Source organism: Streptomyces sp. NPDC021622, from assembly GCF_040640795.1.
Classification (GTDB): domain Bacteria; phylum Actinomycetota; class Actinomycetes; order Streptomycetales; family Streptomycetaceae; genus Streptomyces.
In genome coordinates, this window is record NZ_JBFACK010000018.1 from 146182 (window position 1) to 164754 (window position 18573).

The 18573-nt window shown below is 66.9% G+C and carries 23 protein-coding genes; 15 read left to right on the top strand and 8 right to left on the bottom strand.

The window, feature by feature from the left end; translation table 11 throughout:
• Window positions 1-82: 82 nt before the first annotated feature.
• Window positions 83-565: a sigma factor-like helix-turn-helix DNA-binding protein gene (locus AB0G47_RS31435; RefSeq protein ID WP_266870347.1), complete on the top strand. Its 483-nt coding sequence runs from the start codon at window positions 83-85 to the stop codon at window positions 563-565.
• A complete protein-coding gene (locus AB0G47_RS31440) occupies window positions 562-813 on the top strand; it encodes a hypothetical protein (RefSeq protein WP_360776949.1) in 252 nt (83 codons plus the stop codon). Before AB0G47_RS31435 ends, AB0G47_RS31440 begins: the two co-directional genes overlap by 4 nt.
• 73 nt (window positions 814-886) lie before the next feature.
• Here the strand turns inward: AB0G47_RS31440 and AB0G47_RS31445 are convergent, their stop codons facing one another.
• Window positions 887-2041, bottom strand: coding sequence for a cystathionine gamma-synthase (locus AB0G47_RS31445; protein ID WP_360776951.1), 1155 nt, complete (start codon window positions 2039-2041; stop codon window positions 887-889).
• A gap of 102 nt (window positions 2042-2143) precedes the next feature.
• On the opposite strand from AB0G47_RS31445, the gene AB0G47_RS31450 reads away from it, so the two are divergent.
• Both AB0G47_RS31450 and msrA read left to right on the top strand, forming a co-directional pair.
• A complete protein-coding gene (locus tag AB0G47_RS31450; RefSeq protein ID WP_360776953.1) occupies window positions 2144-3262 on the top strand; it encodes a hypothetical protein in 1119 nt (372 codons plus the stop codon).
• A gap of 97 nt (window positions 3263-3359) precedes the next feature.
• Window positions 3360-4073, top strand: coding sequence for a peptide-methionine (S)-S-oxide reductase MsrA (gene msrA, locus AB0G47_RS31455; RefSeq protein WP_360776955.1), 714 nt, complete (start codon window positions 3360-3362; stop codon window positions 4071-4073).
• Between the two features lie 81 nt (window positions 4074-4154).
• On the opposite strand, the gene AB0G47_RS31460 is transcribed toward msrA, so the two are convergent.
• Window positions 4155-5279, bottom strand: a complete 1125-nt coding sequence (locus AB0G47_RS31460; protein WP_360776956.1) for a helix-turn-helix transcriptional regulator — start codon at window positions 5277-5279, stop codon at window positions 4155-4157.
• Between the two features lie 286 nt (window positions 5280-5565).
• On the opposite strand from AB0G47_RS31460, the gene AB0G47_RS31465 reads away from it, so the two are divergent.
• From AB0G47_RS31465 to AB0G47_RS31475, 3 genes are read left to right on the top strand one after another with little or no spacing between them, the layout of a single operon-like run.
• A complete protein-coding gene (locus tag AB0G47_RS31465; RefSeq protein WP_360776958.1) occupies window positions 5566-5736 on the top strand; it encodes a hypothetical protein in 171 nt (56 codons plus the stop codon).
• Window positions 5733-6083: a hypothetical protein gene (locus AB0G47_RS31470; protein ID WP_360776960.1), complete on the top strand. Its 351-nt coding sequence runs from the start codon at window positions 5733-5735 to the stop codon at window positions 6081-6083. The genes AB0G47_RS31465 and AB0G47_RS31470 overlap by 4 nt, the downstream gene beginning before the upstream one ends.
• Window positions 6084-6112: 29 nt before the next feature.
• Window positions 6113-6346: a hypothetical protein gene (locus AB0G47_RS31475; RefSeq protein ID WP_360776962.1), complete on the top strand. Its 234-nt coding sequence runs from the start codon at window positions 6113-6115 to the stop codon at window positions 6344-6346.
• A 170-nt stretch (window positions 6347-6516) separates the two neighbouring features.
• On the opposite strand, the gene AB0G47_RS31480 is transcribed toward AB0G47_RS31475, so the two are convergent.
• Window positions 6517-7332, bottom strand: coding sequence for a sulfite exporter TauE/SafE family protein (locus AB0G47_RS31480; RefSeq protein WP_360776964.1), 816 nt, complete (start codon window positions 7330-7332; stop codon window positions 6517-6519).
• Between the two features lie 280 nt (window positions 7333-7612).
• Here AB0G47_RS31480 and AB0G47_RS31485 point away from each other — a divergent pair, with 280 nt between their 5' ends.
• From AB0G47_RS31485 to AB0G47_RS31495, 3 genes are all read left to right on the top strand, one after another.
• Window positions 7613-7801 carry a hypothetical protein gene (locus tag AB0G47_RS31485; RefSeq protein WP_360776966.1) on the top strand — a complete coding sequence of 63 codons (189 nt, stop codon included), beginning with the start codon at window positions 7613-7615 and terminating at the stop codon, window positions 7799-7801.
• A 213-nt stretch (window positions 7802-8014) separates the two neighbouring features.
• Window positions 8015-9244 carry an HNH endonuclease signature motif containing protein gene (locus tag AB0G47_RS31490; protein ID WP_360776968.1) on the top strand — a complete coding sequence of 410 codons (1230 nt, stop codon included), beginning with the start codon at window positions 8015-8017 and terminating at the stop codon, window positions 9242-9244.
• 119 nt (window positions 9245-9363) lie between these two features.
• Window positions 9364-10257 (top strand): macro domain-containing protein, encoded by an 894-nt coding sequence (locus tag AB0G47_RS31495; RefSeq protein ID WP_360776970.1) that lies wholly within the window; start codon window positions 9364-9366, stop codon window positions 10255-10257.
• A 71-nt stretch (window positions 10258-10328) separates the two neighbouring features.
• Here the strand turns inward: AB0G47_RS31495 and AB0G47_RS31500 are convergent, their stop codons facing one another.
• Window positions 10329-11288 (bottom strand): hypothetical protein, encoded by a 960-nt coding sequence (locus tag AB0G47_RS31500; RefSeq protein ID WP_360776972.1) that lies wholly within the window; start codon window positions 11286-11288, stop codon window positions 10329-10331.
• Between the two features lie 221 nt (window positions 11289-11509).
• Between AB0G47_RS31500 and AB0G47_RS31505 the strand changes: the two genes are divergently transcribed.
• From AB0G47_RS31505 to AB0G47_RS31515, 3 genes are all read left to right on the top strand, one after another.
• Entirely contained in the window at window positions 11510-12391 is an 882-nt protein-coding gene (locus AB0G47_RS31505; protein ID WP_360776974.1) for a hypothetical protein, read from the top strand.
• A 369-nt stretch (window positions 12392-12760) separates the two neighbouring features.
• A complete protein-coding gene (locus AB0G47_RS31510) occupies window positions 12761-13420 on the top strand; it encodes an ATP-dependent Clp protease proteolytic subunit (protein ID WP_360776976.1) in 660 nt (219 codons plus the stop codon).
• Window positions 13421-13425: 5 nt separating this feature from the next.
• Window positions 13426-14034 carry an ATP-dependent Clp protease proteolytic subunit gene (locus AB0G47_RS31515; RefSeq protein WP_360776978.1) on the top strand — a complete coding sequence of 203 codons (609 nt, stop codon included), beginning with the start codon at window positions 13426-13428 and terminating at the stop codon, window positions 14032-14034.
• Window positions 14035-14039: 5 nt separating this feature from the next.
• On the opposite strand, the gene AB0G47_RS31520 is transcribed toward AB0G47_RS31515, so the two are convergent.
• Together AB0G47_RS31520 and AB0G47_RS31525 are read right to left on the bottom strand one after the other, a co-directional pair.
• Window positions 14040-14411: a helix-turn-helix transcriptional regulator gene (locus AB0G47_RS31520; protein ID WP_360777091.1), complete on the bottom strand. Its 372-nt coding sequence runs from the start codon at window positions 14409-14411 to the stop codon at window positions 14040-14042.
• A gap of 173 nt (window positions 14412-14584) precedes the next feature.
• Entirely contained in the window at window positions 14585-15499 is a 915-nt protein-coding gene (locus tag AB0G47_RS31525) for an aminoglycoside phosphotransferase family protein (RefSeq protein WP_360776980.1), read from the bottom strand.
• Between the two features lie 85 nt (window positions 15500-15584).
• On the opposite strand from AB0G47_RS31525, the gene AB0G47_RS31530 reads away from it, so the two are divergent.
• The gene (locus AB0G47_RS31530; protein ID WP_360776982.1) at window positions 15585-16379 is read left to right on the top strand and encodes an alpha/beta fold hydrolase; all 795 of its coding nucleotides are present in this window, start codon (window positions 15585-15587) and stop codon (window positions 16377-16379) included.
• Window positions 16380-16457: 78 nt separating this feature from the next.
• On the opposite strand, the gene AB0G47_RS31535 is transcribed toward AB0G47_RS31530, so the two are convergent.
• Both AB0G47_RS31535 and AB0G47_RS31540 read right to left on the bottom strand, forming a co-directional pair.
• Window positions 16458-16844, bottom strand: a complete 387-nt coding sequence (locus tag AB0G47_RS31535; RefSeq protein ID WP_360776984.1) for a VOC family protein — start codon at window positions 16842-16844, stop codon at window positions 16458-16460.
• A 154-nt stretch (window positions 16845-16998) separates the two neighbouring features.
• On the bottom strand, window positions 16999-17451 hold the full coding sequence (locus AB0G47_RS31540) for a VOC family protein (RefSeq protein WP_360776986.1): 453 nt from the start codon (window positions 17449-17451) through the stop codon (window positions 16999-17001).
• A gap of 98 nt (window positions 17452-17549) precedes the next feature.
• Between AB0G47_RS31540 and AB0G47_RS31545 the strand changes: the two genes are divergently transcribed.
• Window positions 17550-18365, top strand: a complete 816-nt coding sequence (locus AB0G47_RS31545; protein WP_360776988.1) for a helix-turn-helix transcriptional regulator — start codon at window positions 17550-17552, stop codon at window positions 18363-18365.
• Window positions 18366-18573: the final 208 nt, after the last annotated feature.

The following is an 18573-nucleotide window of genomic DNA, read 5'->3' on the forward strand; positions in this document are numbered from 1 at the left end:
CGGTGCCCGCCTCTTGACCCCGGCCACGTGCCTGGCCTCATATGAGACCGGAGAGCCGTTTTTCCGCCAGGCGGGAGGCGCGGTGCGCGAACGGCAGGCGTTCATCGACGCCCGCCGGGCCCGGGAGTTCGAGGCGTTCGTCGCGGGCGCGGCAGGGCGACTGCTGCATGCCGCGACGCTGCTCACCAGCGAGCCGCCGGACACCAATCCACGCGCGCGTGCCCTGCTGACCGCTTCTCTCGCGCACACGTACGCGACGTGGGACCGGATGCGGGGCGAGGACCCCTACGACCGCACCCGCCAGCAGCTGGCGATCCGATTCGCGCGCGGTGCCTGGCGCAGGCACCGGGGCCGCGGCGGCGTCCTTGCCCGGCTCACACCGCAGGAACGGCTGATCCTGGTGCTCCGCCTGTACGAGGGCGTCGCCGAGGAGCAGACGGCGGCGCTGCTCGGGCTCCCGCCCGACCGGGTACGGACGATCTGTGCCCGCGCGATGGCCACGGTCCTTCATCCGCCCCGCGGGCCCGCGCCGGCGCTCCCGCTGGGGGAGGCGGCGCCGTCATGAGCCAGCAAGAACGCAACGAGGCCGCGGTCCGCCGGCTCCTGGAAGGCGCGGCACCGACGGTCCCCGCCGGGCTCTACGAGGAGTCGGTACGACGGGGCACCCGCCAGCTGCGCAGGCGCCGGGCGTTCCGCCGCCTCCTGTGGCTCCTCCTGCTGGCGGCGACGGTGGCCTTCGTGGTCTGGGCGTCCCTGGCCCAGCCGTGGGTGGACCCACCGTCCGAGACGACACCGCCGCTGACGCGGTGGTGAACACCGGAGGGGCTGAATCGTTCAGCCCCTCCGGTGTCTGTTCAGCCCCTCCGGTGTTTGAAGGAGCGGGGGCCTAGCCCAGCGCCTGCTGCAGGTCCGCCAGGAGATCGTCCGCCGACTCGATGCCCACGGAGAGGCGCACCAGATCCGCGGGGACCTCCAGCGCCGAGCCCACCACGGAGGCGTGCGTCATCCGCCCCGGGTGCTCGATCAGCGACTCGACGCCGCCGAGCGACTCCCCCAGGGTGAACAGCTTCGCGCGGTCGCACACCGCGACCGCCGCCTCCTCGCCGCCCTCCACCTGGAAGGACACCATCCCGCCGAACGCCTTCATCTGCTTCGCGGCGATCTCGTGACCGGGGTGCTCCGGAAGCCCGGGGTAGAGAACGCGCGTCACGCGCGCGTGCCGCGTCAGCATCTCCGCGACCTTCGTCGCGTTCTCGCTGTGCCGGTCCATCCGGACGGCCAGCGTCTTGATGCCGCGCAGGACGAGCCACGCGTCGAAGGGCCCGGCCACCGCCCCCATCGCGTTCTGGTGGTACGCCAGCTCCTCCCCCAGCTCCGCGTCGTCGACGACCAGCGCGCCGCCCACCACGTCCGAGTGCCCGCCCATGTACTTCGTCAGGGAGTGCACGACGACGTCCGCGCCGAGCGAGAGCGGCTGCTGCAGGTAGGGACTGGCAAAGGTGTTGTCGACGACGAGCTTCGCGCCCGCCTCCTTGGCGATCTGCGCGACGGCCGCGATGTCGGTGATGCCGAGCAGCGGGTTGGAGGGCGTCTCCACCCAGATCGCCTTCGTACGGTCGGTCAGCGCGTCCCGCACCGCCGCCGGGTCGGACGTGTCCGCGACGGACCACTCCACACCCCACCGCGAGACGACCTTCGCGAAGAGCCGGAAGGTGCCGCCGTACGCATCGTTGGGGATGACCACGTGGTCACCCGGGCTGAGCAGCGTACGCAGAAGGCAGTCCTCGGCGGCGAGGCCCGACGCGAAGGCGAGCCCGCGCCGGCCGCCCTCCAGCGCGGCCAGGTTCTCCTCCAGGGCGGTACGGGTGGGGTTCGCGCTGCGGCTGTATTCGTATCCGCCGCGCAGCCCTCCGACGCCGTCCTGCTTGTACGTCGACACCTGGTAGATCGGCGGTACGACGGCACCGGTCAGCGGGTCCGCGGTATTGCCCGCGTGGATCGCGACGGTCTCGAAACTCTGCCTGCTGTGCATGTCACTCATGCGGCCAGAGCCTAATGCGGGACAGGCGTGCACCGGCGAGTTCAGGGGTCGAGTTCGAGACTGGTTCGCCAAGTGTCGGACCCGTCTGGTTCGCTTGTAGGCATGGAGATTCTCTGGGTGCTGATGGCGGCGATCATGATTGGGGCGGTTCTTGGCCCGTTCCTGCTGCGCAGGCGCGGCGGAATCCGCCAGGTCGCGCCCGGTTCGCCGGACGCCGCGGACCCGGCGGAGTACGGCTTCGCGCTCCAGGAGGAGCTGGACATCCGCATGCCCGGCCCGGACCGCGACCTCCTGGACGTGCTCGACGTCGTCCAGGGCTCGCAGAGCTGGAAGGCCGCGTCGCAGCTGCTCGCGGGCACGGAGGTGCACGGCGAGGTGCGCTGGCAGCGGGTGCAGGCGTTCGCCGGAGCGGCGTCCCTGGAGCTGCAGCAGCGTCCTGGCGGCGTCAGTGACAGCCCCGGCGGGCAGTGGCTGCGGGTGTGGCGGGCCGAGGCGCCCAAGGACGCGGGCGGCGCCGCGGTGCACGCGGAGTTCCTGGTCCAGCAGGCCTGGCGGTCCGCGACGTCCGGGACGGACGAGTTCCGGATCATCCTGGAGGAGGCGAAGGAGGCCTGCGCGCAGGCGGCGCTCCTCTCCCCCGGGGACCCGGTCCCGTACATCATCGAGCTCTCCATCGCCCGCGGACTCGCGTACCCGCGCGAGGAGTTCGAGCAGCTGTGGCTGAAGATCCTGGACCGCTCCCCCGCGCACATGGGCGCGCATCTGGCGGCCCTGCACTACTGGTGCGAGAAGTGGCACGGCTCGCGTGACCTCGCGTACAACTTCGCGGAGGCCGCGGCGGCCCGCGCCCCCAAGGGCTCGCTCCTGTCGGCGCTCCCGCTGTTCGCGGTGTACGAGCACCTGCCCGAGGTGAACATGGTCCGGGGCTTCTACCAGAGCGAGGTCGTCACCAAGGCCGTCGAGGGCGCGCTCTTCGCCGTCCACTCGGCCCGCCCGGACGACCCGATGCTGGCGCACGTACGCCACCTCCTGATCTTCTTCCTGGTCCGCAGCGAGCGCTGGGCGGAGGCAATGAACCAGCTGGTGCACGTGGACGGCCACGTGGGCGCGCTCCCCTGGACCCTGTCCTCGGACCCGGCGGCGGACTACGCGGTGTACCGCGCACTGGCGGTGGGCGGCTACGAGGCGAACGGCGGCAGCCCGGCAACGCTGCCGCACTGACCGGGCCCAGGAATGCACCTCTGCCCACACACGTTGACGTAAGGGCCGCACGCACCCACCGCGTACGCCCCGCTCCGCCCCAGGAGGAACGACTCCCATGCTCTTCGGCAGCCGCACGCCCGAGCTCCCCACCCCCGAGCAGGCCCTGAAGGGCCGCGCCACCCCCGAGTTCGAGGTCCCGTCCCGCCACACGGTCCTCGGCAACCCCCTGCTCGGCCCGTACCCCGAAGGCCTGGAGATCGCGGACTTCGCGCTGGGCTGCTTCTGGGGCGCGGAGCGCAAGTTCTGGCAGACGGAGGGAGTCTGGACAACGTACGTCGGCTACCAGGGCGGCTACACGGAAAACCCCACCTACGAAGAGGTCTGCTCGGGCCTGACCGGCCACACGGAGGCGGTCCGCGTGGTCTTCGACCCGTCTGTTGTCTCGTACGCAACGCTCCTGAAGCTCTTCTGGGAGTCCCACAACCCCACGCAGGGCTTCCGCCAGGGCAACGACGTGGGCACGCAGTACCGCTCGGCGATCTACACCCACTCCGCGGCCCAGGAGTCGGCGGCGGAGGCCTCCCGAGACGCCTACCAGCAGGTCCTGACGGCCTCGAACCACGACAAGATCACGACAACGGTCCTCCCGGCAGAGAACCGCACGTTCTGGCCGGCGGAGGGCTACCACCAGCAGTACCTGGACAAGAACCCGGACGGCTACTGCGGGATCGGCGGGACGGGCGTCACCCTGGACAGCCCGTCGGAGACGAACTGGGGTCGGGCTTGCCCGACGGGCATCGCTCCGGCGCCTCAGGCCTCGGAACAGTAGGCCTTCAGCTCCCGCTCAACACCACCTGACGCCCGCCCGCCTAGCCAGTGCTGTGGTGGGCGTCGGGGGCGTCGATATCCCTCACAGACTGATCGTTGCCGCTGTGTCTCTGACGAGAGCCGACAGGCCTACCGGCACTCCAGAGGCTCGGTCGACGACCTGCAATGCGTCCCGCAAGAGAAGTCGGTTCCTCCCCGAGGTGATGGTGCTGAGGAGGGGTGAGATCTCGTGGATCTCCTCTTCCGCTTCCCTCCACGCTTTGGCTTTTGCGTAGCTGTGCAAGAGCTCAATGCGGTACAGCATGACGCCCCGTGGCGTTGCATGTTCAAGTGCGCTTTGGAACTTGAGAATCGCCGCGTTCAAGTCCGCGAGACTCAAGAGGGCATGCCCTGAGTGCCCTCCAATTTCCTGCTGGTTCACCCACCATGCCCACTTGGGATCACGTGCGCTCAGGGACTCTTCCACTCCCCCTCGGGCTGCGTCCAAGTCGGTGAGAGCTCGCTGACGATCTCCTATCTGAGCGAGCGCCCTGCCTCGCCTGACACGCGCCAGGAGTGCTACACGCGGAGGAATCCGGGACTGCGACAACAGCTCATCGGTGATGCGTCGCACCCCTCCGGGACGGCCACATTCAGTGTCGAGCATGGCAAGCATGTCCAGGGCAAACCACTCCATGGCCCGTTCTCCAGCATGCCGGGCCAGCATGTGTGATTCGAGGAACGCGTTGCGGGCCGCTACATGATCACCGGAATCGAAGAGCAGCCATCCCGCGACTTCAGCGGCTTCTGCCACGGCCGCCGCATAGCCTCGCTGGGCCGACTCCGGGATTTCCCCAGCGTCAAGTTTGCGCTGAGCGGACAGCCAAAGCTGAACTGCGACGGGTGCTACGGCATCTCCGCCATAGCGGTCAGCGTGCCTGAGGATGTGTTCGGCACTGGCTTTCATATGTGCAATGTCGGAAGCTGGGCCCGTCGGCTCTTCCGGCGACTCCAGTGGTGTCACGGGCGCGGCAAGTCGCACCAACTCCCCGTCGGCCTGAAGGAGTTCGTCCAGCGCTTCGGCAAGTTGCGCTGAAGGACGTTGGCGACCGTTGGTGACACGGGAGATATAGGCCACGTTGTAGTTGAGGGCGCGGGCAGTGCCCCTCAAGGTCATGCCTCTGTCTGTGAGGAGTGCGCGGAGCCGTGGGCCGAATGCGGCGCTCATGTGCTTCCCCTGGTGTTGACCGTGCTCTCCAGAGTAGCTGTCAACGGTTGTCAACTCCCGGCAGTGCACGTCACGCGACAAGGATGGCGAGACAGACCCCGGCGACCTTGCGACCGGCCCCGGGGCGTGGTCAACGCTGATTTGGAGCGCCGACATGCCGGACTGTATCGCCCGAATCTTCGAGCCGTTGTTACGGCTCCTGCTTCCCTCTGAGGGACGCCACCGGTTCCCTGAATCGGCCTCGCCCGGACCGTCCATCGATACGCCGTCCCGGCCTCTGCCGCGCGTGCCTGTGCTGCGGGGCGAGGACATCGGCTTGGTGCGCCCGTACCTCGTCGCCTTCGAGGGGCGGCAGGAAGAGCGTCGGCAGCGGGCGCGGCGGCGTGAGGTGTGGCTGGCCGTGCACGGCGTGGACATCGGCTCACGCTTGATTCATGGGGTGGAGGTGACGGCATGACGAATCAGACGCGGTTGCTGCCGTGGTCGACGCTGGAGGGAAACCCCTGCGTCCTCGTGGGTTCGGGCACGGGGTTCATGTCGCGGATGGCCGACAACATCGAGAGTGTTCAACTGGGCATGGCGAGCGATCTTCTCGGGCACGTGGCGGACACGCTCGCTGACCCAAAGGCCACACGCGAGGAACTCCGTTTCGTCACTGCCCGATTGACCGAGTCGCTCCGGGAGGTCCACCGGATCGCGGAGAGCCGGGGAGGTCGTTTGTCCTCATTCGATCACCCGGATGTGGACGACAGCGAGGACGGGGACGATGACGATCCGCAGCTTCCGGCGGGGGCGTTCGGATGAGTGAGGGCGGCTTGCCACGGGGCCGCTACATGCCGCTCGAATGGACGCTTGCGGCCATGCCCGCACTGGGCGTGCGGCATGTCGGCAAGTGTCTCGCGTGCAGTCATCACTCGCTGGATACGGCTGATCCGGATGAGGCGCAGTTGTGGTGTCTCAGGCACGCAGGCATGACGCGCCATACCGGTTTTGAGCTGTCGGCGTTTCAGTTCTTCAGTGCCACGATCACTGATCCTGCGGTGGGTGAGGCGGACCCGCCGACGTAGAGCAGGGTGGGGCTGACACGGCCCGACTCTGCCAATTCCGCCCTATCGGCTCCCCCGCTCTGAGGGGAGGGCGGCAGGTGCAAGTTCCCACAGCCTGTCACTGCAGACCCGGTTTCCTCTTCCGCGAGAGGAAACCGGGGCTCTTCATGTCGGGCTCCAGCGCCGCAGCGTCAGTCATGACGGGCGATCTTGGTCGCGGAAACGAGCAGGATCACGGCCAGCACGGGGATGAGCACGGCGTCTGAGAACACTCCGAGCAGCAGCCCGCCCAGCACCGCCCCGGCGATGGAGCCTCCGGCCAGGATCATGGTGAACCGGAGGTTGGCGCCAAGCACGGCGAAGCTGCCGTCACGGCTGTAGCGGGCGAAGGCCACCAGCATGGTGGGCAGCGACACGAGCAGGGACAGGCTTCCGGCCGTCTTGATGTCCAGTCCGAACAGCAGCACGATCGTGGGGATCAGCAGTTCACCCCCGGCTACCCCCATGATCGCCGCGACTACTCCGATGCCGAATCCGGCTACGACTCCGCTGGGCACCTGCGCCCACAGCGGCATCGCGAGTGTCCCCAGGGTCGTGGTGTGGGTGACGACCAGGGCTGCGGCCATCAGGACCATCAGCCCTGCCAGGACCTTGTACAGGCTGGAGCTGCGCATCCTCACCGCCCACGAAGCTCCGGCCCAAGCACCCAGGAGACTTCCCGCCAGCAGGTTGACCGCTACGGGCCAGTGCCCGGCCACCTCGGAGGCTGGGACCGCTGCCATGCGGGCAGGCAGCGCGACCAGGACGACGACCAGGCTCATGGCCTTGTTCAAGATGACCGCCGAGAGCGCGGCGAATCCAAACAGGCTGATCAACAGCGGCAGGCGAAACTCCGCGCCACCCAGGCCGATCATCCCGCCCAAGATGCCGACGACTGCCCCGGTGAGGAACACCAGGGGCGTTGAACGCGTCGAACGCGCGGGAACTAGGTTCTGATCGATGGCCACGGCGGGCATCCTTCCTGGCGACGAACCTGCCCGCTATCGGCGTGGCCCAGCTTCGGGGAAAGGTACGGGGCTCCCGCTCGGGATTCGTCCAGTCCTCTGAACCACCCGGAGCGGCGTGCCCGGCGAAGTGTCACAGCGTGGGCCTGAGCTGGGGTAATGGTGCGCTGTGATCGCGCCGCCGGCCGCAGAGGCTTTGGGCGGGAGCTGGCATGGGGCGAGTGAACAGGGGGCCTTACGCTCGCCAGCGGATCGGGCAGGCTGCGCGACCGTCGACCTGGAAGTGGACCAGGCAACGGTCCCGTCGGCTCCCCCTCACGACGCTCCCGCCGTGGACGCCTGGTACGCGGGACAGGAGGACTCCGGAGTGATGGTCTTCACGAGGGGCGGCTACCTCTCGCGGCTGGAGATCTACTCGGCGTCCAACGAGCCGATCACTGTGTGGCCGGAGTCTCGCTTCGTCGACCGCTGATCAACGAAGAGTTCAGCGGAGACGAACCGGGACCGCGCCTACCCGACGGGAATCGCCCCCGCCGAGGGCTGGGGACGCGTCGCGCTCACGCCGATCCCCGCGCCAAGCAGTGTGCTCACAGGTGATATCCACTCCACGGGCCGCGAGCCTAGGGGTCGGCGATCCGGCTTCGGTGCGAGTCGGCCGGTCAGTGGCCCCGTCTATCGTGGCGACATGGCCCTGAGTGACATAGGCAAACCGGAAGTCCTGCGGACCCTCGAGGAGTTCGACCGGATCGGCCGCAGCGCGTTCCTGCGCCTGTACGGCTTTCAGGCGTCCCGTACGTACCTGCTTCTGGTCGATGGCAGGTACTACGACTCGAAGGCCGTCGTCGGCGCCGCCCACGGCCAGCTCGTGGGTCAAGTACCCCTGGCCGCCTCGGAGTTCTCCGGTGGCCGCAATCACGCGGCGAAGTTGCTCGGCGCGTTGGGGTTCCAAGTGGTGTCCCAGGCGGCGGTCACCGATACCGCCCCCGACCGTCTCATCGACCACATCGCCCAACTGCGCGTCGCGCACGCGGAGTCCGGACCTCGCCTCTACCAGCCGATCACTCTGCTGTGGGCGATCGGGCGAGCGCTGCGCGGCGAGTCCCGCACCCTGTCCTGGGGCGAGACGAGCACGGCGCTGAGTGATCTGCTGCGGAAGTTCGGCCTTCGGGGGGAGCGCGCCCGCCCCGACTACCCGGTCCTGGCGCTCTTCCACGCCGGGCTGTGGACGCTCCACGACCATGAGGGGACCGTCCCGCTCGCACATGGCGACGCCGTACCTCGTCGTTGGTTCGCCGCACAGCAGCCGACCGGAGGGCTGGCCGAGCCGGTGCATGAACTCATGCGCACCTCCGGTCAGGCTCGTGTCGCCGTGATCCAGACCATCACGGACCGCTTCCTCCAGGACCTCGACGAGGTTCCGCTTCTCCAGGCGGTCGGCCTGTACGTCGATTCGGTGGCCGACGACCTCCTCGACGGGCGGCAGGAGGCCCTCTCCGTGCCTTCCCCGGCGGCGGATCCTGTCGCGCTGGCCGCCCAGTACGAAAGGCTGTGCACCCTCGTGGAGCGCCGGGAGGAGTCCCGGCACGAACGGCGGCGCGAGAGCGTCTCCCGGGACCCCATCCGCTCAGGATCGGCCCGGCGCGCGGTGCTTCTCCGGAGCGCAGGGCATTGCGAGAACCCCGTTTGCAGCGGGCAGCCGGACGACGTGACGGACGCCGGCGACCCTCTGCTCGAGGTCGACCACATAGTGGAGATCGCGGGCAACGGCCGAGACCACCCGAGCCAGATGATCGCCCTGTGCCCGAACTGCCACGCCATCAAAACCCGCGGCAGAACGAGGAACGAACTGCGCTCGGCCTTCCTCGAAGTGGCACGCGAGCGTCACCTGCAGGCGCGGACGCCCTTGAAGCGGTAGGCCGCCGATAGTTGGCCAAACTCTTTCAACCACTGAAGCGTTCAATCGCCTGAAGAATCACAAGATGACCCCCTGGGCATCATTCACAGGACAGCAGGCTATCTCCAGTACGACTCGGCATGTACATCCGGAAGGCTAGGTACAGCGATATGCGGCAGGGGACCCGGGAAGCCTTACTCACACGTCAGGGAATCGCCGAAATATCTGCGGCATCTCTAGCATCGTTCGGCGCACTCAGTGCAGCTTTCCAGGTAGCCTTGGCGATATGGCCAGGCCTCGCCCGTCACGACATCTCGATCCTTCTACTGCTGGCGGGCGGCTGCTTACTTGTCGGCGCCTTCCACGCCTGGCCCAAGTTCGAGGCAACCCACAACTACAGCCACCCAAATTTCGCAATACAAATTAAATGTGGCGACATATTCGACGAACGAGATAATGTCGTAGTTGGATTCACGGATACTTTCGATACGGACATGCGCCATCGAGACATAATCAGCCCAAGCAGCGTGCAAGGGCAATTTGAGACCAAATATTACGGCGAGGACATCACAAGACTTGACTCGGAGATAGAAGATAAGTTGACCAACATTCCGGCCTTAGGCCGCGAGACGGGCGCATCTAAACCCAGAGGGAAACTAATTAGGTACCCGATAGGAACCACCATTGCATTGAACTCTGGCAACATCCGAGCTTTCGCCGTTGCTTATGGGTTCATGAGGAATGACTTACGCGTTAGCTGCTCCGTCGATGCACTATGGAAAAGCCTCACTTCGACTTGGGACGCCGTCAGGATCCATGGCGGTCTAGCTCCGATATCAATCCCTGTCATTGGATCGGAACTTGCACGCATCGGGTCACTAGATCGAACTAGCCTGATCAAAATGATCGCGCTTTCCTTCGTTGCATCGTCCCGAGAGGAGATAGTTTCGCGCCAGCTGACTATCGTGGTCCACCCAAAGGATCGCCAGTCCGTTAATTTGATGGATGTGGAGAGATTCCTGAAATCGCTGTAGCCATCACAAAAATCTCGGCAGCATAACATGTGACGCGATCTCAAAATCAACCCTCAAATGAAGCCGCCGATTCAAACGAAGATCGCCATCGGCAAAATTTGCACTGCGGGAAATCGAACCACGGGGTCGCTGGATTGCAGACTGAATCCCGGAAGATTCGCCATTGCATCGACAAGAGAATCTTGCTGGTCACCCATCTTCCCCACAACCGTTCGGCGAGACAGGTTAATCGACTCACCTTCCCGCAATACCCGGGTAACTTTTCCAAGAACGATGAAGTCACCAGAACTAAGTTTTTCAGCAACGGCTTCATCGTAGTACTCAGACGCCACCGTCAGTACGGCTTTAACACCCGAGGAAGTTTCGAGCACCACATCGTGGATCGGGCAGGAATCCAACTCCTCCTTCATCTTTCTCAGAATCCTCATCTCTACACTTTGATCAAACTGCCGAAACTGCCGCACGGTTTCAGCATACGAATTATCCTCTTGGTGGCTAGCTGATTCACGAGCCTGAGGATTCCCTGATCTGCGGCCTGCGGAACGTTGCGACCGGGATTCCTCTGCACCTTGGGCCATTTCCTCCATGTAAGCCATCATTTGACCGAACATGGCGAGCATCTCTTCGAGCGGGTTTCCCATGTAGCGGCCAGACAGTTTCACAAATGCACCCGGCTCCACATTGGTCAGCTGCTCATGGTTCTCCAACGACGAAATGGCACCGTCTCCATGAAGGAAGCCATACAGCCCATTAAACAGACTCGCCGCCGTGTGGTGGCGCGCCACTCGTGTTTCAGCAGACTCGGCTACATGACGCCCCCTCTCTGCATTAATCGATGCTTCAAGTCCAAGCAGCGCCCCCAGGGAGGGAAGGCTAACCCTTTCATCTCCGCCAACTTGACCGTTTCTAATTTTCTCCTTCTGGAGTGTTTCTTCGCTGGAGATGTGTACCCCGCCCTCTAGATAGGCAAGGAAACTCACCATCATCTGCACGTCGAGGTAAAGAGGGTGCGCCAGTTGATAGTCCGCCATGTGTCACGGTTTAGCACATGGCCGATGTGCCACGTGGCGATTCTGTAGAAGTTCACCGCCGCGACTGCGTGACCGAACCTTTGATCGAGCAAGCCCGGCCGCGGTGGGGACGCGGCAGTCTTGAGGTCTCCAAGCAACCCACCTACGCAGACCCGGTACCGACGGGTGGTTGGTTCTTGCGAAACCGTCCGTCCATGAGGGCGCGTGGCTAACCTGTTGGTATGGCCCTTCAAACGATCACGATGAGTGTCCTGATCGCCTCCCCAGGCGACACTGCCGCCGAGCGCAACGCAGTGGAAGATGTCATCCGTAGCTGGAACAGGGACCATACATTGCAGCGAAAGATTCATCTCCTTCCTTTGCGCTGGGAATTGGGCACCGTTCCCCTCGTGGGCTCACAAGACGCACAAGAGGTAATTAACGAACAGTTTGGCGATTTGGCGGATATCGTCATTGCCGTATTCAATAGCCGTCTGGGTATGGCGACCAAACGAGCCCCCTCCGGGACGGCAGAAGAGATCCTTCGAGCCCGCGACCGCGGCGCAGCGGTACATGTCTTCTTCTCCGAAGGTCAGATTCCCCGCAATCACGACCCGGAGCAACTTGCCTCGCTAAATGACTTTCGCCGGGAACTCCAAGCGAATGGCCTCACTGGAAGCTATGCATCAAGCGACGACCTCGCTGCCAAGGTTCGAAGCTGCCTCGAACACGACGCCTACAAGATCGGCACCGCAGAGAGCACAGCTGAGGACAGATCCCTCTCGCGATCAGGTGCCGTACTCCGTTCCGTCTATCTCTATGACAAGGAATCAAGGCAGGACAGTCGTGGCCGCACCAAGATGAGGCGAACAAATGAACGCATCCGCGTGGAAAACCTGGGCGATGCAGTCGCAGAGGAGGTCGTCTTGGAAATTCTCCCTGTCGGAGTCGGGGAAATCCCGACTACATTTGGCGACTTGACGGCAGCCCGCATCGTCCCTGATTCTTACGTTGATTTCCCAGCTGCGCTGGATATGAGCGTTGCACTGCAGGGCACGGTAATCCATAGGTGGACTGAGAATGGCGAGCGGCATTCAGAAGAACAAACGATCTCCTGGATGTAGGTAATCAGTACCGATCGCGACTTAAGAGCGAGAGCTCCAGAAGGCGCCCGGGCGCCGGATGGTTCACGCATTACAACGCCTCCTGCTTTCTCGCCCTGGCCATCACGCTCGACCCCACTTTCCGTCCCGGCGGGTACTCCGATGACCAGCTCTGGCGCGAAGACCGCACGCGTTCCGCGCTCAACCAGCTCGACAACAGCCTGCGTACGCCCGACACCGAGCTCACCACCGGGATGTCTGCCTCGTCGAACCCCGCCGCTCTGCCCACGGCAGATCTGCCCCGGGCAGAGATCCCTTACCCGGCGCCCCGTACGAGTCGACAGTGGAGGGAACGCGGCGATCACCGCCGCTCCACTCCTGGGAGGCTCGATGTCATCGCTCATCAACGGCTGGGATCCGGCCCGCAGTCCGCGGGGCGAGGAGGGAGGTTCACGGGCGAGCGCGTTCGATGATCACCTCGCCGCCCAACTCCTCACCCAGCGCATCGTCTTCCTCGGCACCCAGGTCGACGAGGCCTCCGCCAACCGGGTCTGTGCGCAGATGCTGCTGCTCTCCGCCGAGGATCCGCGGACCGACATCAGTCTCTACATCAACAGCCCTGGCGGGTCCGTCACCGCCGGGCTCGCGATCTACGACACCATGCGGCTCATCCCGAATGATGTCTCGACCCTCGCCATGGGATTCGCCGCCAGCATGGGGCAGTTCCTGCTCACCGTCGGGACCGCGGGGAAGCGGTACGCCCTGCCCAATGCGCGGATCATGATGCATCAGCCGTCCGCCGGCATCGGCGGGACCACCGCCGACATCGCGATCCAGGCGGAGAACCTGGAGTTCACGAAGAAGGCCGTCGAGCGGATCACCGCCGAGCACACCGGGCAGAGCGAGGAGACCATCTCGCGGGACGGCGACCGCGACCGGTGGTTCACCGCCGAGCAGGCCAAGGAGTACGGGATGGTGGACAGGGTGCTTGACTCGCTCGCCGATGTGCGGCCCGCCGCCACCAAGCCGCGGATGGGACTGGGGGTCTGACAGCCATGAGCCAGTACACGATTCCTACCGTCGTCGAGCGCACCCCGCAGGGCGAGCGCGCCTACGACATCTACAGCCGGCTGCTCTCGGAACGGATCATCTTCCTCGGGACCGAGATCGACGACGGGGTGGCCAATGTCGTCATCGCGCAGCTGCTCCACCTGGAGAGCTCCCACCCCGAGCGTGAGGTCGCCATTTACATCAACTCGCCTGGGGGGTCCTTTACTTCGCTCATGGCGATCTACGACACCATGAGTTTCATCAACGCGCCGATCTCGACCTTCTGCGTCGGGCAGGCCGCCTCCACCGCCGCCGTGCTGCTCGCCGGGGGCGATCCCGGGCGGCGGTTCGTGCTCGAGCACTCGCGTGTGCTGCTCGGGCAGCCCGCGAGCGGCGGGCAGCAGGGGACGGTCTCCGATCTCGCTCTCCAGGCCAAGGAGATGATGCGGATCCGCTCGCAGGTGGAGGACGTGCTGTCCCGGCACTCGGGGCACGATGTCGCCACGCTGCGTGCGGACATGGACCGCGACAAGGTGTTCACCGCCGAGGAGGCGGTGGCGTACGGACTTGCCGATGAGGTGCTCAGTCGGCGCAGTCTGTTCGCCAACGCGTAACTGCCCTATGCGGCAAGGCGGATGTCTCCCTGGCGCGGGCGCGTCGTCGGCTGGGCGTGGCGGGTCAACTCGGTCTGGGCCAGGGAGAGAAGGTCCGCCAGGCTCAGGCCGAGCGCGCGGGCGCCGGCCGCGAGGACTTCGGAGGAAGCCTCCTTGCGGCCGCGCTCCAGTTCGGAGAGGTACGGCATCGAGATGCGGGCCGCCTCGGCGACATCCTTGAGCGTACGTTCCTGGGCGAGGCGCTCGCGGCGCAGCACGTCACCGACGACGTCCCGCCACAGGGGCTCTTTTGCCGCCGGGAATACGGGAGTTGTGCGTACGGGGGCGGCTCCCGGGCGGGTCCGACCCGCTGTCTGCGGGCGCGGGCGCAACGGGATGACGCGGGCCCGCTGCTCGCTCGGCGGGGCCTGCTGCTCGTTCGGCGGGGCCTGCTCCGACTGGTGGTTCCGCTCTTCGCTGCTCACCTCTTCAGGGTAGGAGCCACGCGAGTATGGGGAAGTGATCAGCGTTCTGCCCCCGGCGAAATCAGGGTGCCGAGCGGAGCTCACCTCTACACCAGCGCCTCCGCCAGGCCGTCCGCCGCCATCACCCGCCACTGCGGGTCACCGTGCAGCCGCCCCCAGTACGCCATGGTCACCGCCCTGGCCTGCGTCCATCGGCGGGACCGCTCCCGTTCGACCCCGGCCGCGTCGGAGAAGACGGCGAGGCGGTGCAGAACGGCCGCCTTGGGGTCGGTGGCGGTGAGCAGGTCCTCGAAGCGGTGGTGGAGCAGCGTGATCGCGTCGTACGCCGGGTCGCCCGCGTACCCCTTGGGGTCGATGGCCAGCCAGGGTTCGCGCTCGCCCTTCAGTACGTTGCCGACGTGCAGGTCGCCGTGGATGAGGGTGTCCGGCTGGTCCGGTCCCAGTTCGCGCAGGGTGCCGATCGCGGCTTCGAGCACGCGGGAGGCGAGCGGTGAGCCCAACTTCGTGTCGTTGTCGCGCAGTTCCTGCTCCCACGCGCCGCAGCGGGCGCTCATCCGGGGCAGTTCCGCCGGCGCGGGAACGGCCAGCCGGCGTGCGAGGAGTCCCGCCGCCGTCAGGGCCTCCTCGGCATCCCGCACATCGGCGAGCGAGCCGGGGCCCGCCCGCTCGACGAGCATCGCGAACCGTGCGTCGTCCCGTTCGTGGAGGCGGACGGCGCCCCGGCCCGCCCACACCGCGAAGGCGTCCGGCTCGTGGACGTTGCCGGGGTGCGGGAAGGAGATCTTCAGTACGGCGGGCGTGTCGTCCTGGCGCCGCCGCACGGGGACGATGATGCCGACCTGCCCGTGGGTCACCGGGTCGGTCGGTACGCAGTCCCAGCGCCGGAGCAGCTCGTCGGCAAGCTCCGGCAGCGTCGCGAGCCATGCGCGGCCGCGCCCGCCCTCCCGCTGGACGGTGCTCGCGGCGAAGCCCTCCGGTACCTCGATGGGTGTCCCGATCATTCCGGCACCCTAGGGGCGGGGGCCTAAGGGGACCGTGTGATCGAGGTCTAAGAGGGTCTAAGGGACCGTGTGATTACGTTTCCCCATGCCCTTCGCCCAAGCCGCCGACGGCACCGCCCTGCACTACGAAGTCCACGGCTCCGGCCGGCCCCTGGTCCTGCTGAGCGGCCAGTCCAACAGCCGCCGCTGGTGGGACCCGGTGCGGGACGGCTTCGCCGCCGCGCACCGGACCGTCGTGCTCGACTGGCGCGGCACCGGCGAGAGCGGCCGCCCCGACACCGACACGTACAGCACGCCCGGCTTCGCCCGCGACGTCGTCGCCGTACTCGATCATGCGGGCATCGACCGCGCGCATGTGTACGGCACGTCGATGGGCGGCCGCGTCGCGCAATGGCTGGCCGCCGACCATCCCGGGAGGGTCGACCGGCTCGTCCTCGGGTGTACGTCCCCGGGGGCGCCGCACGGCGTCGAGCGCGGGCCCGAGGTGCGCGCCGCCCTCACCCAGGCCGATGGCCGTGCCGCGCGCCGCGCCCTCCTGGAGCTGATGTACACGCCCGGCTGGATCGCCCGGCAGGGTGAGGGGGCGGTGTTCCACACCCTCGGCGACCCGGCCATGCCCCCGCACGCGCGCCGCCGCCATCTGCGGGCCAGCGCCCGGCATGACGCCTGGGACGCGCTGCCGCGGATCGCGGCGCCGACGCTCGTCGTGCACGGCACGGACGATGTGTTCAACCCGACCGCCAACGCGCCCCTGCTCGCCGAGCGCATCCCGGGGGCGCGGATGCGGCTTCTCGCGGGGGCGCGGCATGCGTACTTCGAGGAGTTCGCGGGGGTGGCGACCCCGCTCGTCCTTGACTTTCTGTCGGAGACCTCGGACTAGGCGGCCTGCGGGATGTCACGTTCGTACCTGCGGGTGCATCGTGGTTGCTCGCGCAGTTCCCCGCGCCCCTTCGGGGCCCTACTGCCCGCTCCCGTACGGCCTGGTAAGGATCTCCAGCTTGTGGCCGTTCGGGTCGTCGAAGTACGTGCCCCGGCCGCCGTCGTTGGTGTTGATCTCGTTTTCGATCTTGTGATACGGGTCCGCCCAGTAGGTCAGGCCTGCCGCCTTGATCCGCGCGAAAATGGTGTCGAACTCGTCCTCGGAGACCAGGAAGGCGTAGTGCTGAGGGACGAACGGGTCCCCGTCGCCCTCGTAGTAGTCCAGCGTTACGCCATTGGGGATGGTGACGGGGAAGAAGGGGCCGTACTGGGGGCCGACTTCGAGGCCGAGGATGTCGGCCAGGAACTGCGCGGACGCCTTCTTGTCCTTGGCGACGACGATGGTGTGGTTCAGTTCGATGGACATTGCTCGACCTCTTTCTGTGTCTGAAGTGCCCTTGCCGACATCTTCGACACTAGGCCCGCGCAGGCCTCCCGGCATCGGCCACACGACCCCCCACCTGGTGCGCAATGCGGACTAGGGCCGCGGCCCGAGGCGACATCCGGCCACTCGCGAGGCCCTATCGCCCGTCCGGGGCCGGGCGGTGCTCGACGTACTCGACCATCGTCCCGTCGGGGTGCCGCGCGCTGAATCCCGCGCCGGTCGGCACCGGCTTCAGGGGGTCGGTGATCTCGGCGCCCGCGGCCGTCAGGCGGTCGAGATACTTCTGCGCGCTGTCCACGAGGAGCGTGCCCGCCGTGGCCCGGAAGGGCGCGACGCTCTCGTCCGTGCCCTCGATGAGAAGGAAGCCGCCGACCGCCGCGAGGCCGAGACGCAGATCGGGGTACGTGAACCACATGTCCCGCTCCACGCCCAGGAGTTGCTCGTAGAAGGCGGTGACGGACTCCAGGGTGCCGGGGCCCGTGAAGACCCGTACGAAGGTGCGGGGCTCGGTCAGGTCCGAGGAGTCGGTGGAGCGGCGCCACATGACGGCGCCGTCGGAGGGGTGTTCGCGTTCAGGGCTCTTCGTCATGCGTTCAGGCTCGCGGGCCGCGCCGCCCGCAACCAGTACGGCGATGATGGGGTGACCAGGAGTATCAGGATCGGCAGGACCGGATTTACGCTGCATCCATGACCACCACCGCCGAAGAGACCGCCCGGCGTGGCGAGTTGGGCACGTTCCTGCGGGCGCACCGCGAGCGCCTCGCGCCGGAGGCGGTCGGGCTTCCCGTCACCGCGCGCCGTCGCACCCCGGGGCTGCGCCGCGAGGAGGTCGCCGCGCTCTCCGGGGTCGGGGTCGCCTGGTACACCTGGCTTGAGCAGGGCCGTGTGGACACCTCGCGGCAGGTGCTCGACGCGGTGAGCCGCACCCTCCGCCTCGACGGTGACGCGCACCGCCATGTCCTTGCCCTCGCGGGGTACGCGCCGCCGCGCACCTCCGCCGATGCGGCCCCAGCCGACGCCCCCGAGCACGACAACCTCCGTACGATGATCGCCGGTTGGCCGGACTCGCCCGCCCTGGTGCTCGCCCCCGACCTCACCATCACGGCGTGGAACACCGCGTACAGCACGCTGTGGCCCGACCCCGGCCGCCTGCCCGCCGACCGGCGCAACCTGCTGCTCCTGCTCATCGACGACCCGGACCACCAGCGTCTGCTGCCCGCCTGGGAGCCCTTCGCGCAGGACCTGCACCGGCACTTCCGCGCCCACGCGGACACCCTCCCCGGCGACGAGGGGGTACGCGCCCTCACGGAGCGCCTGCACGCCACGCGACCGGACCTCGCGCACTGGTGGGCGTGCCGCTCGGTGGGCGGATTCGCTCCTCGTACGATCGAAGTGACAAGAGAAGAGCGGCAGTTGACATATCTGGTCACCCTGCTCACCCCGGCCGCTTCGACCGGCACCGCGCCCGGCTCGCTGCTGGTCCACACACCGGCACCGATCTAGCAGCGTCGGCGATGCTCGCCTCGCCCTCGATGTGGCGGGTGCGCAGGGGGAGGAACTCCTGGTAGGCCGCCGACTCGTACCAGTCGCGGACGGCGGCCCGGACGCGTTCCGTGCGGATCGGTTCGATGGATCTCGATGGATCCGATCCTGCCGGGGCGCGCCCACGCCGTCGATGACACCCGGGGCAATGCCGGCCGCGGCCCGCGGC

Bases quoted from the DNA above. Each gene is read 5' to 3' on its own strand.
- AB0G47_RS31530 (WP_360776982.1), top strand. From the start codon at position 15,585: ATGCCCTTCGCCCAAGCCGCCGACGGCACCGCCCTGCACTACGAAGTC.
- AB0G47_RS31460 (WP_360776956.1), bottom strand. From the start codon at position 5,279: ATGAGCGCCGCATTCGGCCCACGGCTCCGCGCACTCCTCACAGACAGA.
- AB0G47_RS31490 (WP_360776968.1), top strand. From the start codon at position 8,015: ATGGCCCTGAGTGACATAGGCAAACCGGAAGTCCTGCGGACCCTCGAG.
- AB0G47_RS31505 (WP_360776974.1), top strand. From the start codon at position 11,510: ATGGCCCTTCAAACGATCACGATGAGTGTCCTGATCGCCTCCCCAGGC.
- AB0G47_RS31495 (WP_360776970.1), top strand. From the start codon at position 9,364: ATGTACATCCGGAAGGCTAGGTACAGCGATATGCGGCAGGGGACCCGG.
- AB0G47_RS31475 (WP_360776962.1), top strand. From the start codon at position 6,113: ATGCCGCTCGAATGGACGCTTGCGGCCATGCCCGCACTGGGCGTGCGG.
- AB0G47_RS31540 (WP_360776986.1), bottom strand. From the start codon at position 17,451: ATGACGAAGAGCCCTGAACGCGAACACCCCTCCGACGGCGCCGTCATG.
- AB0G47_RS31510 (WP_360776976.1), top strand. From the start codon at position 12,761: ATGTCATCGCTCATCAACGGCTGGGATCCGGCCCGCAGTCCGCGGGGC.
- AB0G47_RS31545 (WP_360776988.1), top strand. From the start codon at position 17,550: ATGACCACCACCGCCGAAGAGACCGCCCGGCGTGGCGAGTTGGGCACG.
- AB0G47_RS31440 (WP_360776949.1), top strand. From the start codon at position 562: ATGAGCCAGCAAGAACGCAACGAGGCCGCGGTCCGCCGGCTCCTGGAA.
- msrA (WP_360776955.1), top strand. From the start codon at position 3,360: ATGCTCTTCGGCAGCCGCACGCCCGAGCTCCCCACCCCCGAGCAGGCC.
- AB0G47_RS31445 (WP_360776951.1), bottom strand. From the start codon at position 2,041: ATGAGTGACATGCACAGCAGGCAGAGTTTCGAGACCGTCGCGATCCAC.
- AB0G47_RS31525 (WP_360776980.1), bottom strand. From the start codon at position 15,499: ATGATCGGGACACCCATCGAGGTACCGGAGGGCTTCGCCGCGAGCACC.
- AB0G47_RS31535 (WP_360776984.1), bottom strand. From the start codon at position 16,844: ATGTCCATCGAACTGAACCACACCATCGTCGTCGCCAAGGACAAGAAG.
- AB0G47_RS31470 (WP_360776960.1), top strand. From the start codon at position 5,733: ATGACGAATCAGACGCGGTTGCTGCCGTGGTCGACGCTGGAGGGAAAC.
- AB0G47_RS31500 (WP_360776972.1), bottom strand. From the start codon at position 11,288: ATGGCGGACTATCAACTGGCGCACCCTCTTTACCTCGACGTGCAGATG.
- AB0G47_RS31450 (WP_360776953.1), top strand. From the start codon at position 2,144: ATGGAGATTCTCTGGGTGCTGATGGCGGCGATCATGATTGGGGCGGTT.
- AB0G47_RS31515 (WP_360776978.1), top strand. From the start codon at position 13,426: ATGAGCCAGTACACGATTCCTACCGTCGTCGAGCGCACCCCGCAGGGC.